Genomic DNA, 13,928 nt, shown 5'->3' with positions numbered 1-13,928 from the left:
TGAAACACATTCTTGGCCAGATCGATTCCAAATCTGATAGCTTGCATGACGGACGGTCTCCTCCGCTGGTGTTTCAACACGACCAGCTTGGCACATTCGATGCCGCAAGGGGCCGTCCACCCATCATTCTAGGGCGGAGCAAGGAGCGCAGCGACGCGGCGCAGACCCTAGAATCCATGCCGTGACATTTGCCAAAGAATGCAGCGGTTCAGAACAGGCACCCCGACGTGGCTAGTACACTGACCGTATCACAGACGGAAACTGCACCGCCGCGACGTTCGAAAGGCCCGGCATGGATCCTAGGGTCTCCGCGACGTCGCTTCGCGACTGCTTCGCCCTAGGATGACGAAGTGGAAAGGAATTCGCCTTCCTTCGATCTACCCCTTCCGCAAGGTCTCGACATCGGTCTTGCCGACATACCAGTCGCGGGCGTTGACTTCCTCAAAGACTACCCAGACGTCGTCATTGCCGAGTCCGGTGGCGTCCATGATGGCCGCCGTGACTTTCCTGGCGATGTCAGCCTTCTTGCCTGCCGGATCGGCGGCGATCACTTCCTTGACGATGCGGATGTTGACGAATGGCATGACGTCCTCCCATTGATTTGTGCCTGATACCATCGGCGGACTGCTTCGAACTCCGCTCCGGCGGAGCAAATAATGGCGGCTGCGGAAGCCGCGGCGAAGCGGGTGCCGCGGCTATCCGCAGAAGCGCCAACAAGGGCCGCCAGAGAAAAGTTGCGAGCAGCCTCAAAAAGTCTTGGCCCCATTCACCATCAGCCGCACCGAATAGAGCGAGGTGGTGCCGGCGATGTAGAGGCAGTTCAGCTTGGTGCCGCCGAACACGCAATTGGCGGTCACCTCCGGCACCTTGACCTTGCCGATCAGCGTGCCGTCCGGATCGTAGCAGTGGATGCCGTCGGCAGCGCTGGTCCAGATGCGTCCGTCGGCGTCGAGCCGGAACCCGTCGAACAGGCCTGATGTGCAGTCGGCGAAGACCTTGCCGCCGGAAACCTTCTTGCCGTGCTTGCCGACGTTGAACACCCGCATATGCGCCGGGTTCTCAGCGCCATGCGTGCGGCCGGTGTCGACGACATAGAGCAGGCTTTCGTCGAGCGAGAAGGCAAGCCCGTTCGGCCTGACCATGTCGGTGATCACGGCCTCGACCTCGCCCGTGTCGGGATCCACCCGGTAGACGTTGCAGGCGCCGATCTCGCTCTCGGCCTTGTCGCCCTCATAGTCGGTGTCGATGCCGTAGCTGGGGTCGGTGAACCAGACCGAGCCGTCGGATTTCACCACCGCGTCGTTGGGCGAGTTCAGCCGCTTGCCCTTCCATTTGGCGGCGATGGTGGTGACCGAGCCATCATGCTCGGTGCGGCTGACGCGGCGGCCCGAATGCTCGCAGGTGACGAGCCGGCCCTGCCGGTCGACGGTGTTGCCGTTGGAATTGCCCGAGGGCTGGCGGAACACGCTGACGCTGCCGTCGGTTTCGTCATAACGCAGCATGCGGTTGTTCGGAATGTCCGACCACACGACATAGCGGCCGGCGGCGAACCAGGCCGGCCCTTCGGCCCAGCGGCAGCCGGTGAACAGTTTCTCCACTTGCGCGCTGCCATTGAACAGGCGCGCGAAACGCGGATCGAGAATTTCGTAATAGTCTGCGGCCGCCATGCATTTCCTCCCGGCATCACGTGACGCCGGATCAAGCCAGCCCGCGATCGATCTGGCAAGACGGGGTATCAGCAATTTGTAAGACAAAACGGCGGGACGTTCCTTAGGACGCCATTAACCGGCTATGCGCGCAGTGCAATGGTGCATTGCAACATCTTCTTTTTGCAATGCACCATTACTATGTCATGCTCCGTATCGATCAAGGGAGGAAGAACCCGCCGCGAGAATGCGGCACAGAAGGAACCTTGCTATGATCTTGAATGACCTGATGACCCGCGCTCGCAGCAGCATCGCCAAGCGCAAGCACTACAACCGCCTCGTCGCCGAAATCGACAGCTTCTCCAGCCGCGACCTCGCCGACATGCGCGCCGACCGCTCGGAAATGCTCTACCAGATCCACAAGCAGATCTACGGCTGAGCCCCACCGCGTTTCGTCATCCTCGGGCTTGACCCGAGGATCCATGCCGCGACTTCAAACGAAGCATGCAGCGGCTCGGAATAGCGGTTCTATCAGCGGCGAAGAGTCCCTTATCCTGATCCGCCTTGCCTGTCACTAATATCACGGCATGGATCCCTTGGGCTGCAAAGCAGCTCCAGGGGTCTGCGCCGCGTCGCTTCGCTCCTTGCTTCGCCCTAGGATGACGAAGGCGAGTTGGAGTTGTCAGTTCGGTACGGCCAGCGCTTTTTCAATCTGTGGCAGCAAGAGATCCCTCGCCGACTCCGCCGTCAGCGGGCCGACATGCTTGTAGGCTATCTTGCCATCCTTGCCGATGACGAAGGTTTCCGGCACGCCATAGACGCCCCAGTCGATCGCCGTGCGGCCGGCTTCGTCGACGCCGATCGCCTGGAACGGATTGCCGAGGTCGCCGAGGAAGCGGCGGGCGTTTTCCGGCCGGTCCTTGTAATTCAGCGCCGCCATCGTGAACCGCTTGTCCTGCGCCAGCGCCAACAGAACCGGGTGCTCTTCCCGGCACGGCGCGCACCACGACGCAAAGACGTTGACCAGAGTGACCTTGCCGGCGAAGGCTTTCGAATCGAGCCCCGGCAGGTTTGACCCCTCCAGCGCCGGCAGACTGGTCTGCGGCGCCGGCAGGCCGATGAGCGCCGATGGCACTTCCGAGACATCGCGTCCCGACAGAAGCTGCGACAGGAACAGGCCGGCCAGGCCGAGGAAAACCAGCAGCGGCAAGAACACGAACAGGCGGCGACGCGTCGGCGTTTCGATTTCGCTGCTCACGGCTTTCCCGCCCCGGTCTTGTCGGAGCGCCGCCGCACCCCGGCCGCCTCGAGTTCGGCGAGTTCGCGCTTGCGTGCCCGCTGGTCAAGCAGGATCCAGCCGATCAGCCCGGCCAGCACGATCGCGGTGATGGCATAGGCGGCGGTGACGTAGAGTGCGTGCGGGCTCATGCCGGCCGCCTCCCTGGCATGCCGCTCGCCAACCCGGTCCGTTCGCTGCGCTCGCTCATGCCTTCCCTTAACCTCGCGCCACGGGCCGCGCAATCTGCCGCCGCGCCGCAGCCTCTGCCGCTCGCGGCCGCCTCAATCCGTGCCATGGCGCAGCGCCAGCGCCGCGGCCACGGGGCCCAGCACCGCAAGAAACAACGTCAGCGCGGCAAGAATGAGGAAAGGCTGCAGGAACGGATCGGGATTCGCCGTCGCCCCGTAGCTTGCCGAAACACCGAAGATCAACACCGGAATGGTCAGCGGCAGCACCAACACCGAGATCAACAGCCCGCCGCGCGGCAGCGCCACCGCCACCGCGGCGCCGACGGCGCCGATGAAGGTGATGGCCGGCGTGCCGACCAGAAGCGTCAGTGCCGTGGCGCCGATGGCGACCGGTTCCATGTTCATGAACAGGCCGAGCAGGGGCGCGGCGACCACCAGCGGCAAGACGCTTCCCGCCCAATGCGCGACGCATTTCACCAGCACCGTCAGCGCCAGCATGTGCCGGTCGTGGCCGAGCACCAGCAGATCGAGCGCGCCGTCCTCGCGGTCGGCCTGGAACAGCCGGTCGAGGCCGAGCAGGCAGGCAAGCAAGGCGCCGATCCACAGGATCGCAGGGCCGATGCGGGCCAAGAGCTTGAGGTCCGGCCCGACCCCGAAGGGGATGGTGGCGATGACGGCAAGGAAGAAGATGACGCCGGTCAGCGCGCCACCGCCGGCACGGATATTGAGGCGGATGTCGCGGGCTAAGAGGGACCACATTACGATGTGGTCCCCGGTTGAAGAAGGCGTTCCGTCACGCCCCCCTCTGTCCTGCCGGACATCTCCCCCACGAGGGGGGAGATCAGCCGTCGGTTCGGCTTTCGCCAATCACTAGCGTCGCCAAGATGAGCGAGGCGCCGAAGCCACCAATCTCCCCCCTCGTGGGGGAGATGGCCGGCAGGCCAGAGGGGCGCGCCGTAGAGCACGGAAATCAATGGCCTACCCTCATTTGCAGCTCGCGCGCCCCCTCCAATCCCAGCGGCAGATGCGTTGCCGCGACGACCATCCCTCCATCCCCCAAGTGCTCGCGCATCAACCCCGCGAACCTTCCCTCCGAAGCCTTGTCCAGGCCCGCCGTCGGCTCGTCCAGCAGCCACAGCGGCCTATGGCTGACCAAAAGCTTGGCGATCGCCGCGCGGCGCCTCTGCCCGGTCGAGAGATAGCCGAACGGCAAATGACCGATGCCGCCCAGCCCGACCGTTTCCAGCGCCTCCTCGACACCGAGCCGGCCTTCGCCCTGAAACTCCAGCCAGAAGCGCAAGTTCTCCGCCACGCTCAGCGCCGTCTTCATCGCGTTCTGATGGCCGAGATAATGGCAGGCCGAGGCAATCGACGGGAATTCGTCGCCGCCGCCTTCGAGCAGCAGGCGGCCCTCCGCTTTCGGCAGCAGCCCGGCGATCACCCTGAGCAGCGTCGATTTTCCCGAGCCGTTCGGCCCGGTCACCACCAGCGCCTGCCCCGCCTCCAGGGCAAACCCGATGCAGGAAAACACCGCCTCGCCGCCGCGCTCGCCGCCCAGATTTTCGGCGATCAGCCGCATCCCTTGCCTGTCCCTCGAACGAAGCGGCACGGCCGCTGCCGCATCGCACAAATTTGCTTTGCAACTGTCTAGAACTATTCCAGAAAATTCTCTATATGCGGGTCATCCGTGCCAGCGGTCGGCACGGGAACAGAATTAGCGCCGAACCAGCGCACGCGCCGCCTTGAACGGCTCGGGTTGCTTGGGAGCGGACAGCGGAAATGGCCGTACCCGCACCTTTGCGCGTGATTGCATGCCATCGGCGTCCGTTCCCTTTCAGGCTGAACAGACAAGGATCGCACGTGTCAAAATCCCTCGACAGTTTCAATTGCCGCCGCACGCTGAAAGCGGGCGACGCCGAGTATGTCTATTTCGACCTCGTCGAGGCCGAGAAGAACGGCCTCACCGGCATTGCCCAGCTGCCCTATTCGATGAAGGTGCTGCTGGAAAACCTGCTGCGCAACGAGGATGGCCGCTCCGTCACCAAGGAATCGATCCAGGCGGTGGCCGGCTGGCTGACCGACAAGGGCACCGCCGGCGTCGAGATCGCCTACCGCCCGGCCCGCGTCTTGATGCAGGATTTCACCGGCGTCCCGGCCGTGGTCGATCTCGCCGCCATGCGCGACGCCATGGCCTCGCTCGGCGGCGATCCGCAGAAGATCAACCCGCTGGTCCCGGTCGACCTCGTCATCGACCATTCCGTCATCGTCGACGAGTTCGGCACGCCGATGGCCTTCGCCCGCAATGTCGAACTCGAATATGAGCGCAACGAAGAGCGCTACAAATTCCTGAAATGGGGCCAGCAGGCGTTCCGCAACTTCCGCGTCGTGCCGCCCGGCACCGGCATCTGCCACCAGGTCAACCTCGAATATCTCGGCCAGGTCGTGTGGACCAGCACCGAGGACGGCGAAACCACAGCCTATCCCGACACCTGCGTCGGCACCGATTCGCACACCACCATGATCAACGGCCTTGGCGTGCTCGGCTGGGGCGTCGGCGGCATCGAGGCCGAGGCGGCCATGCTCGGCCAGCCGGTTTCCATGCTGTTGCCCGAAGTCATCGGCTTCCGCCTCACCGGCAAGCTCAAGGAGGGCGTCACCGCCACCGACCTCGTGCTCACCGTCACCCAGATGCTGCGCAAGAAGGGCGTCGTCGGCAAGTTCGTCGAGTTCTTCGGGCCCGGTCTGTCCAACATGACGCTGGCCGACCGCGCCACCATCGGCAACATGGCGCCCGAATACGGCGCCACCTGCGGTTTCTTCCCGGTCGATTCGGAAACCATCCGCTACCTCACAATGTCGGGCCGCAGCGAGGACCGCATCGCCTTGGTCGAGGCCTATTCCAAGGCGCAAGGCATGTGGCGCGAGGCCGGTTCCGCCGATCCGGTCTTCACCGACCTGCTCGAACTGGAACTCGACAGCGTCGTGCCGTCCATGGCCGGCCCCAAGCGCCCGGAAGGCCGTGTGGCGCTCGAAGGCATTCCGGCCGGCTTCGCCAAGGCGATGGACACCGAGTACAAGAAGGCGGCGGAAATCTCCAAGCGCTACGCCGTTGAAGGCACCGACCATGACCTCGGCCATGGCGACGTCGTCATCGCCGCCATCACGTCGTGCACCAACACCTCGAATCCGAGCGTGCTGATCGGCGCCGGCTTGCTTGCCCGCAACGCCAACCGCCTCGGTTTGAAGCAGAAGCCGTGGGTAAAAACCTCGCTGGCCCCCGGCAGTCAGGTGGTGGCCGAATATCTGGAAAAGTCGGGCCTGCAGAAGGAGCTCGACCAGATCGGCTTCAACCTGGTGGGCTTCGGCTGCACCACCTGTATCGGCAATTCCGGCCCGCTGCCGGCGCCGATCTCCAAGACCATCAACGACAAAGGCCTGATCGCTGCCGCCGTGCTCTCCGGCAACCGCAACTTCGAAGGTCGAGTCTCTCCCGACGTGCAGGCGAACTACCTCGCCTCGCCACCGCTGGTCGTGGCCCACGCGCTCGCCGGCACCGTCACCAAGGACCTGACATCAGAGCCGCTCGGCGACGACAAGAATGGCAATCCGGTTTATCTCAAGGATATCTGGCCAAGCTCGGCCGAGATCCAGGAGTTCATCGAGAAGAACGTCACCCGCGAGCTGTTCGCCCGCAAATATGCCGACGTCTTCAAGGGCGACGAGTACTGGCAGAACGTCAAGGCGCCGGAAGGCCAGACCTATGCCTGGGACAACAATTCGACCTATGTGCAGAACCCGCCCTACTTCGCCGGCATGACATCAGGTTTCGGCAAGATCGGCGACATCAAGGGCGCCCGCGTGCTCGGCCTGTTCGGCGACAAGATCACCACCGATCACATCTCGCCCGCCGGGTCGATCAAGGCCGCCTCGCCGGCCGGCAAATACCTCACCGACCATGGCGTCGGCGTCGCCGACTTCAACCAGTACGGCACGCGGCGCGGCAACCATGAGGTGATGATGCGCGGCACCTTCGCCAACATCCGCATCCGCAACCACATGCTGGGCGAGAATGGCCGCGAGGGCGGTTACACCATCCACTATCCCACGAAGGAAGAGGAATCGATCTACGACGCGGCGATGGAATACAAGAAGGAAGGCGTGCCGCTGGTCATCTTCGCCGGCGTCGAATACGGCAACGGCTCGTCGCGCGACTGGGCGGCCAAGGGCACGAACCTGCTTGGTGTCCGCGCCGTCATCGCCCAGTCCTTCGAGCGCATCCACCGCTCGAACCTGGTCGGCATGGGCGTCATCCCCTTCGTCTTCGAGGAAGGCACCTCCTGGGCCTCGCTCAACCTCAAGGGCGACGAGCTGGTCGAGATCGATGGCTTGAGCGCCATCAAGCCGCGCCAGACGATGACCGCCAAGATCACCTATGGCGACGGCACGGTGAAGAACGTGCCGATCATCTGCCGCATCGATACGCTGGATGAGCTCGACTACTTCAAGAACGGCGGCATCCTGCAATACGTGCTGCGCGATCTGGCAGCGTAGAAAGTAGGGGAGTAGGGAACTAGCTGGGGATGGGTAACCTACTCCCCTACTCCCCTACTCCCCTACTCCCCTACTCCCCTACTCCCCTACTCCCCTACTCCCCTACTCCCCTACTCCCCTACTCCCCTACTCCCCTACTCCCCCGTCCTGCGGCGATGAAGGCAAGGTTCGTCAAAGCATTGACCGGCTCGGACCAAAGTTCACGGCCGGTTCGCTCGCAATAGAGATCGACGGGGGTGAGGAGAACCTGCCACATGGGGATGATGCCGCCGCCGAATCGAACCACGCCCTGAAATGCAGTGGCTTCCCCTATTGCGGCCTTACCCCACGGTTGCGGCGGTAAAATTTCACCGCAACGTGACTTCCCGTTGACTTCCCGTTCTGCCACATATTTCGGCAAAGCAGAACAAAGCCGGCATCACCGGCGGGAATTGGAATGGTCATGGCCTCGCGACGATCATTGTGGCTGGCAGCCTTCGCGCTGGCCTTCCCGGCTTTTGCCGGCGCTGGCCATGCCGGCGAGACCGAGAGGGCCCAGGCAGACAAGCCCCAGCTGGAGAAGCCGCTCGGCGTGGTTGAGCTTTTCACCAGCCAGGGCTGCAGTTCCTGTCCGCCGGCCGATGCCTTCTTCGCCGAACTTGCTGTCCAGGAAGACCTCGTCGCGCTCTCCTATCACGTCGACTATTGGGACTATCTCGGCTGGCGGGACACGCTGAGCCACAAAGAGAATACCGAGCGCCAGAACGACTATATGCGCGCCTTCGGCAGCCGCTCCGTGTACACGCCGCAAGCGGTCATCAATGGCCGTGTCCACGTCAACGGCGCCAACCGCGGCGAAGTCGACGGCGCGCTTGCCCGCATGGCCCGGGGCGGCGAAGGGATGCGCGTCGCCATCAAGGTCAGCCGGACCAGCGACCGCGTGATCATAGACGCCGGCGATGCCGGGGCGGGCCCCAGCGACGCCCATGTCGTCATCGTCTATTTCGAGCCTCCGCAGACGGTCAAGATCGCCGAGGGTGAGAACTCCGGCCGCAAGATGACCTACTGGAACGCGGTGACCGGGATCCAGACCGCCGGCATGTGGCACGGCAAGGCGCAGCGCTACGAATTGCCGCTGAGCGAGATCACCAAGAAGGGCGGTTGCGCCGTGCTTCTGCAGTCGGTCGGCAAGGATGGCCTGCCAGGTCCCATCCTGGGTGCGGCTTTCATCCACAAGCCCGGATCCGAGACCTCTCTCGATCGAAAACTGTAACGTCACGCGGTTCGGCGCGGTTCCAGACGGAAACCGCTGCACATCGTCAGTGCCCGGTCAGGCGATCGGCAAAGGCCGCAAGGCGTGAGGTCCGGCCCAGGCCGTTTGCTTCACGCCGGTCGGCGATGCGATAGAGCTGGTACATGGTGTGCACACCGAGCCAGCGCAGCGGTTCCGGCTCCCATTTCTTGACCGTACGGTTGACCCAGGGCAGCCGGGTCAACTCGGTGTCGTGGCCGAGCACCAGGTCGCACAAGGTGCGGCCCGACAGGTTGGAGCTCGACACACCGAGCCCGACATAGCCGCCGGCCCAGCCGATGCCGCTTTCCCTATCGAAACCCGAAGTCGTGCACCAGTCGCGCGGCACGCCGAGCGTGCCGCACCAGGCATGGTCGAGACGCGCGCCCTTGGTCTGCGGCAACAGCCTGGTCAGCACCTCCTGCAGCTGGTCTATGGTCGCCTGCTGGGTCCGGCCCCGCACATCGGTGCGTGAACCGAAGCGGTAGGGCACGCCGCGGCCACCCATGGCGATGCGGCCTTCGCGCGTGCGCTGCGCGTAGCAATAGGTGTGGGCGGCATCGCCCAGCACCTCGTAGCCGTTCCAGCCGATCGCGTCCCAGAGCTTCTGCGGCAGCTTCTCCGTCACCACGATGGCGCTGTTGAGCGGCAGCCAGAGACGCTCATAGCCGGGAATGCCCGCCGTGAAGCCTTCGGTGGCGCGGACGATCTTCTGCGCCCGCACGATGCCCCTGGCGGTGGTGACCTTGCCCTTCTCGATCGCCAGCACCTGTGTCTGCTCGTAGATCGGCACGCCGAGCCGCACGACCGCCGCCGCCAGACCCTGGACCAGCTTGGCCGGCTGCACGCGCGCGACGTTGCGCACGACGAAAGCACCCAGCACCTTGTCGATGGCGATGCGCTGGCGCGCCTCCCGCGCGTCGAGGAAGGCCAGCCGCTCCGGCGGCATCTCCCAGCTCAGCAGCTCCTCGTATTCGGCCCTGGCGCGCTGCAATTGCGCGGCGTTGGTGGCGACGGTGATGTTGTCGACACGGCGGATATCGGCGTCGATGCCCTCGGCTTCCGTCACCGCGATCACCTCGTCGACCGTGCCGAACATGGCCCGCTGCATGTCGATCACCGCGCCGCGCGACGAGGTTTTTGCGTATTTCTCGCGCGACCAGCTGAAGCCGCCCGACAGCCAGCCGCCATTGCGGCCCGAAGCGCCGAAGCCGGCGAACTCCTTCTCGACGATGGCGATGCGCAGCGCGGGCTGCGCCTTCTTCAGATAGTAGGCGGTCCACAGGCCGGTGTAGCCGGCGCCGACGATACAGACATCGGCCTCGATGTCGCCGGGCAGGGACGGGCGATAGGCCGGCACGCCGCCGATATCGGCATACCAGAACGACACGTCGCCATTGTGCTTGGCTTGCATTTTTTGAAATCCGTTCCGAAATCAGGTGAGCGTAAGGTCGGCCTTGTCGTCATCGGCGAGCAGCTTCACGTCGGCGCCGGCGAACAGCACATCGACCTCGTCGCCGATGGCAAAACTGTCTGCTTCCAGCGTCGAGCGCACGATCGCTTTCGACCCGTCGGCCAGATCGACCTCGTATTTGGAGCCCGAACCGAGGTAGATCGCTTCGCCGATGCGCCCCGTGAGCCGGTTGCGGCCGTCACCGGCAACGCCGCGACGGGCGAGCGCCAGTTTTTCCATTGCAGACTCGCTTTTGATTTCATTCACCCGGATGCGAGCGGTTTCCGGGCCTGTATTGATCGAGTTCGAACGCGCCGGCGGTCGGCGGGGCGATGATCCACAGCACCTCCGCCGGCGTGTCGCCGACATTGACCGTGCGATGCGGCACCGAGGTCGCGTATTCGACGCTGTCGCCTTCGTGCATGACGTGGCGCTCATCGGCGAGTGTCAGTTCAACGGTGCCCTTGAGCACCATGAACATTTCGTGCTCGCCGCTATGGGCATAGGTCTCGTCGCCGGTCGAGCCGCCCACCTCGAAATGGCCGGCATAGGCCTCGAATTGGTGGATCGGCCGCCGCGACAGGAGCATCTTGCGGCCGTACCTGCCGACCGGGACGACCGGCCGTTCCTCACGCCGCAGCACCTTGTGCAAGGGGCGGGCATTGTCCTCGAACAGATCGTTGATGCCAAGGTCTAGAGCGCCGGCGATCTTGAGCAGCGTGCCGGTGTTGGCGCCGCACAGATTGCGCTCGAGCTGGCTGATGAAGCTCGCCGTCGTGCCGGTCATGTCGGCGAGCTGCCGCAGCGAGACGCGCCGTGCCGTGCGCAACGCCTTGATGCGAGGGCCGACGCCGCCGGCCTCCGGCGCGGCCGCTACACCATCCAACTGTTTTGCCATGGAGTCCGATGCGCGTGGCATTGCTGTCTCCGTTCCACTTAACACCCTATTAAGTGAGACGGCAGATGGCAAGCAGGGTCGGCGGAATTGAGTCGCGATGTGAGGGCTGGCCGCTTCGAGCCTGCGCCGGCTTCCCACGCTCGCCACGATCCGGGTTAAAAAAGGTCCAAAAACGAAAAAACCGACGTCAGCTTGCTTCTGACGCCGGTCATTTAGGTTTTGGGATCGTCGCACCTGGTTTTTCCGAGGAAAAGACCGAGGTTGGTTCGATCCGACGCAGACCCGTGGGCGGGGGGCTTGGGGTTTACGAGCCGGTGCCGGACCGAACCGTCTCAGGCAACGCCGGTAAATTCGTCGGACATTGGGGCATGAGCGCGGATAAAAAAAGGCAGAAATGTGGCGAAGCATCACCAATTCCAACATGCGTTTCACAAACGTGACTGGACGCGACGGAAACGGCGCACCGCCGCCTCCGCTTCGCCGGCTCTTGCAATTGCGGTGCGAAGGGGCCAACTTTGGTTGGCAAAGATTCATTTCGAGGGATCGAGGCATGACTGATGACGGCGGCGGGATGGGGGATGGAGACGCATCCGCAATATTGATCCCGCTACACGAGGCGCGACGTGAACGCCTCAACCAGCCGGTCCGCTTCGACCGGCGTGAACTGGATCTGATCCTGAGGCTCTACGGACGCATGGTCGCCGCCAATGAATGGCGCGACTACGCCATCGATCATCTCACCGACCGCGCCGTCTTTTCCGTCTTTCGCCGCGCCAGCGAAGTGCCGCTGTTCCAGATCGTCAAGGATCCGAAACTGGCACGTAAACAGGGCGCCTTCGCCGTCATCGCGGCGGGCGGCCGTATCCTCAAACGCGGCCAGGAGCTTGGCCGCGTGCTTGGCGTCTTCGATCCGAAGCTGAAGGTGGTCGAGGCGTGAAGGGGAACTGAGGAATCGAAGAAATGAGGAATTGGAGAAAAGAGCGCTAAGCGCCTGACATTTCTCCAGTTCTTCAATTCCTCAATTCTTCAATTCCCATTCTTCTCATTTCCCTCCGAGCCTGAACCTCCGCTCCGGCAGCGAATCCGGATCGGGCGCGACCGATGCCCCGCCGTTCAGCGATAGCTGCATGAACACCGTGTCCAGCCAGCGCCCATGCTTATAGCCGGAGCCTTCGAGCCGGCCGGAATGGCGAAAGCCGAGCTTCTCGTGCAACCTGACCGAGGCGCTGTCGGCGCGGCCGTCGCCGATCACCGCGACGATCTGGCGAAAGCCCGCCCCCTCGACCGCGGCGACCAGGCTTTGCATCAGCTTGAGACCGACGCCCTGGCCCTTGGCGTCAGGCGCGACATAGACCGAATCCTCGACGATGAAGCGATAGGCCGGGCGCGGCCGGAAGGGGCCGGCATAGGCATAGCCGAGCACGGCGCCGTCCTTCTCCGCCACCAGATAGGGAAAGCCGCCGGCCGCGAGCGTGGCGAATCGCGTCCCCATCTCGGCACGGCTGGGCGGCTCCAGTTCATAGCTCGCCGTGCCGTTGGCGACCGCGTCGGCATAGATTTCGGTGATGGTGTCGAGGTCGGCCGGGGTCGCCGGCCTGATCACGATGTTGCTCATTCTTTATGCAAACCTCTTTTGTGCCTCCAACAACAGCAGAGGCCCGCACAAAAGAAAAGGGCGGCCATTGGGCCGCCCTTGCGAAAGTTGATGGTCCAATACCCTTAGCGGCGGTCGCCCATGAACTGGAGCAGGAACATGAACAGGTTGATGAAGTCGAGGTAGAGCGACAGCGCGCCCATGATCGCCTTGCGGCCGGCGACATCGGAAGCGTCACCTTCGAAATACATCTCCTTGATCTTCTGCGTGTCGTAGGCGGTGAGGCCGGCGAACACCAGCACGCCGATCGCCGATACGGCGAAGGTGAGCGCCGACGACTGCAGGAAGATGTTGATCACCGAGGCGATGATGATGCCGAACACGCCCATGATCAGGAACGAGCCCATCGCCGACAGGTCGCGCTTGGTGGTGTAGCCGAACAGCGACAGCGCCCCGAAAGCGGCGGCGGTGGCGAAGAAGGTCTGCGAGATGCTTGCCGTGGTGTATACCAGGAAGATCGAAGACAGCGACAGGCCGACCAGGCCGGCATAGACCCAGAAGGTCGTCTGCGCGGCGGCGACGCTCATCGACCGGATCCTGAACGACAGGAAGAACACGGCGGCCAGCGGGGCCAGCATGACAACCCAGCGCAGCGGCGAACCGAAGATCGCGTAGCCGAACGAGGTCAGCATCTCGCCGCTCGGCAGCGTCGCGACGGCCGAGGCCGGGTCGGTGGTGGTGGCCAGCATGATCGTGCCGATGGCGGCAAGGCCGGTGATGAGCAGACCGAGCCCCATCAGATTGTAGACCTTGATCATATACGCGCGCAGACCCTGGTCGATGTCGGCACGGACGCCGGGCACCGCCGACGTCTGATAATTGCGAATGGGATCAGCCATTGGAAATCCTCTGTTGCTTCTGCCCCGTCCGGTGTCGGGCCTCTTGCGGACCCAGGCGCCGCTGGCGGGGCTCCAGCATGCCTGCGCGGAATATGATGGTTCTTGGCGTCAAGAACAAGTCCGTAACCTGTTGTAACGGTTCGTGACAGG

Annotated in this window: 15 protein-coding genes and 1 pseudogene; 5 read left to right on the top strand and 11 right to left on the bottom strand. The window is 63.9% G+C overall.

What is annotated here, in order from left to right; genetic code table 11:
- Window positions 1-185: pseudogene (locus EN804_RS37720) on the top strand (hypothetical protein); the annotation flags it as partial.
- A gap of 192 nt (window positions 186-377) precedes the next feature.
- Here EN804_RS37720 and EN804_RS32780 read toward each other — a convergent pair.
- The gene (locus EN804_RS32780) at window positions 378-584 is read right to left on the bottom strand and encodes a 4-oxalocrotonate tautomerase family protein (protein WP_127280266.1); all 207 of its coding nucleotides are present in this window, start codon (window positions 582-584) and stop codon (window positions 378-380) included.
- Window positions 585-746: 162 nt separating this feature from the next.
- Window positions 747-1,667: an SMP-30/gluconolactonase/LRE family protein gene (locus tag EN804_RS32775; RefSeq protein WP_127872809.1), complete on the bottom strand. Its 921-nt coding sequence runs from the start codon at window positions 1,665-1,667 to the stop codon at window positions 747-749.
- 250 nt (window positions 1,668-1,917) lie between these two features.
- On the opposite strand from EN804_RS32775, the gene EN804_RS32770 reads away from it, so the two are divergent.
- Window positions 1,918-2,085 (top strand): hypothetical protein, encoded by a 168-nt coding sequence (locus EN804_RS32770; RefSeq protein ID WP_127280268.1) that lies wholly within the window; start codon window positions 1,918-1,920, stop codon window positions 2,083-2,085.
- A gap of 243 nt (window positions 2,086-2,328) precedes the next feature.
- Here the strand turns inward: EN804_RS32770 and EN804_RS32765 are convergent, their stop codons facing one another.
- From EN804_RS32765 to ccmA, 4 genes are all read right to left on the bottom strand, one after another.
- On the bottom strand, window positions 2,329-2,904 hold the full coding sequence (locus tag EN804_RS32765) for a DsbE family thiol:disulfide interchange protein (RefSeq protein WP_127872808.1): 576 nt from the start codon (window positions 2,902-2,904) through the stop codon (window positions 2,329-2,331).
- A complete protein-coding gene (ccmD, locus tag EN804_RS32760) occupies window positions 2,901-3,074 on the bottom strand; it encodes a heme exporter protein CcmD (protein WP_127280270.1) in 174 nt (57 codons plus the stop codon). The genes EN804_RS32765 and ccmD overlap by 4 nt, the downstream gene beginning before the upstream one ends.
- 132 nt (window positions 3,075-3,206) lie before the next feature.
- The gene (gene ccmB, locus EN804_RS32755) at window positions 3,207-3,872 is read right to left on the bottom strand and encodes a heme exporter protein CcmB (protein WP_127872807.1); all 666 of its coding nucleotides are present in this window, start codon (window positions 3,870-3,872) and stop codon (window positions 3,207-3,209) included.
- A 211-nt stretch (window positions 3,873-4,083) separates the two neighbouring features.
- On the bottom strand, window positions 4,084-4,692 hold the full coding sequence (gene ccmA, locus EN804_RS32750; protein WP_135916564.1) for a heme ABC exporter ATP-binding protein CcmA: 609 nt from the start codon (window positions 4,690-4,692) through the stop codon (window positions 4,084-4,086).
- A 281-nt stretch (window positions 4,693-4,973) separates the two neighbouring features.
- On the opposite strand from ccmA, the gene acnA reads away from it, so the two are divergent.
- Both acnA and EN804_RS32735 read left to right on the top strand, forming a co-directional pair.
- A complete protein-coding gene (acnA, locus tag EN804_RS32745) occupies window positions 4,974-7,664 on the top strand; it encodes an aconitate hydratase AcnA (RefSeq protein WP_135863433.1) in 2,691 nt (896 codons plus the stop codon).
- 436 nt (window positions 7,665-8,100) lie between these two features.
- A complete protein-coding gene (locus EN804_RS32735; protein WP_127279203.1) occupies window positions 8,101-8,916 on the top strand; it encodes a thioredoxin family protein in 816 nt (271 codons plus the stop codon).
- A gap of 46 nt (window positions 8,917-8,962) precedes the next feature.
- On the opposite strand, the gene EN804_RS32730 is transcribed toward EN804_RS32735, so the two are convergent.
- The 3 genes from EN804_RS32730 to EN804_RS32720 are packed head-to-tail and all read right to left on the bottom strand — an operon-like array spanning window position 8,963 to window position 11,306.
- Entirely contained in the window at window positions 8,963-10,348 is a 1,386-nt protein-coding gene (locus EN804_RS32730) for an FAD-binding oxidoreductase (protein WP_135916563.1), read from the bottom strand.
- Window positions 10,349-10,369: 21 nt separating this feature from the next.
- Window positions 10,370-10,627 (bottom strand): TOBE domain-containing protein, encoded by a 258-nt coding sequence (locus EN804_RS32725; RefSeq protein WP_245511786.1) that lies wholly within the window; start codon window positions 10,625-10,627, stop codon window positions 10,370-10,372.
- 19 nt (window positions 10,628-10,646) lie between these two features.
- Window positions 10,647-11,306: an XRE family transcriptional regulator gene (locus tag EN804_RS32720; RefSeq protein WP_135922173.1), complete on the bottom strand. Its 660-nt coding sequence runs from the start codon at window positions 11,304-11,306 to the stop codon at window positions 10,647-10,649.
- Between the two features lie 529 nt (window positions 11,307-11,835).
- On the opposite strand from EN804_RS32720, the gene EN804_RS32715 reads away from it, so the two are divergent.
- Window positions 11,836-12,222, top strand: coding sequence for a DUF2794 domain-containing protein (locus EN804_RS32715; protein WP_135922172.1), 387 nt, complete (start codon window positions 11,836-11,838; stop codon window positions 12,220-12,222).
- A gap of 105 nt (window positions 12,223-12,327) precedes the next feature.
- Here the strand turns inward: EN804_RS32715 and EN804_RS32710 are convergent, their stop codons facing one another.
- Window positions 12,328-12,900: a GNAT family N-acetyltransferase gene (locus EN804_RS32710; protein ID WP_135916562.1), complete on the bottom strand. Its 573-nt coding sequence runs from the start codon at window positions 12,898-12,900 to the stop codon at window positions 12,328-12,330.
- 104 nt (window positions 12,901-13,004) lie between these two features.
- Window positions 13,005-13,778, bottom strand: a complete 774-nt coding sequence (locus tag EN804_RS32705; protein WP_127872799.1) for a Bax inhibitor-1/YccA family protein — start codon at window positions 13,776-13,778, stop codon at window positions 13,005-13,007.
- Between the last annotated feature and the right edge of the window lie 150 nt (window positions 13,779-13,928).

This window comes from Mesorhizobium sp. M8A.F.Ca.ET.161.01.1.1 (genome assembly GCF_004792105.1).
Taxonomy (GTDB): domain Bacteria; phylum Pseudomonadota; class Alphaproteobacteria; order Rhizobiales; family Rhizobiaceae; genus Mesorhizobium.
The sequence above is the reverse complement of the archived record's forward strand: the minus strand, read 5'-3'. Positions and strand labels throughout refer to the sequence as shown.

Coding starts and splice junctions, on each gene's coding strand:
- EN804_RS32780 (WP_127280266.1), bottom strand. CDS start 584: ATGCCATTCGTCAACATCCGCATCGTCAAGGAAGTGATCGCCGCCGAT.
- EN804_RS32775 (WP_127872809.1), bottom strand. CDS start 1,667: ATGGCGGCCGCAGACTATTACGAAATTCTCGATCCGCGTTTCGCGCGC.
- EN804_RS32770 (WP_127280268.1), top strand. CDS start 1,918: ATGATCTTGAATGACCTGATGACCCGCGCTCGCAGCAGCATCGCCAAG.
- ccmD (WP_127280270.1), bottom strand. CDS start 3,074: ATGAGCCCGCACGCACTCTACGTCACCGCCGCCTATGCCATCACCGCG.
- ccmB (WP_127872807.1), bottom strand. CDS start 3,872: ATGTGGTCCCTCTTAGCCCGCGACATCCGCCTCAATATCCGTGCCGGC.
- ccmA (WP_135916564.1), bottom strand. CDS start 4,692: ATGCGGCTGATCGCCGAAAATCTGGGCGGCGAGCGCGGCGGCGAGGCG.
- EN804_RS32735 (WP_127279203.1), top strand. CDS start 8,101: ATGGTCATGGCCTCGCGACGATCATTGTGGCTGGCAGCCTTCGCGCTG.
- EN804_RS32730 (WP_135916563.1), bottom strand. CDS start 10,348: ATGCAAGCCAAGCACAATGGCGACGTGTCGTTCTGGTATGCCGATATC.
- EN804_RS32725 (WP_245511786.1), bottom strand. CDS start 10,627: ATGGAAAAACTGGCGCTCGCCCGTCGCGGCGTTGCCGGTGACGGCCGC.
- EN804_RS32720 (WP_135922173.1), bottom strand. CDS start 11,306: ATGCCACGCGCATCGGACTCCATGGCAAAACAGTTGGATGGTGTAGCG.
- EN804_RS32715 (WP_135922172.1), top strand. CDS start 11,836: ATGACTGATGACGGCGGCGGGATGGGGGATGGAGACGCATCCGCAATA.
- EN804_RS32710 (WP_135916562.1), bottom strand. CDS start 12,900: ATGAGCAACATCGTGATCAGGCCGGCGACCCCGGCCGACCTCGACACC.
- EN804_RS32705 (WP_127872799.1), bottom strand. CDS start 13,778: ATGGCTGATCCCATTCGCAATTATCAGACGTCGGCGGTGCCCGGCGTC.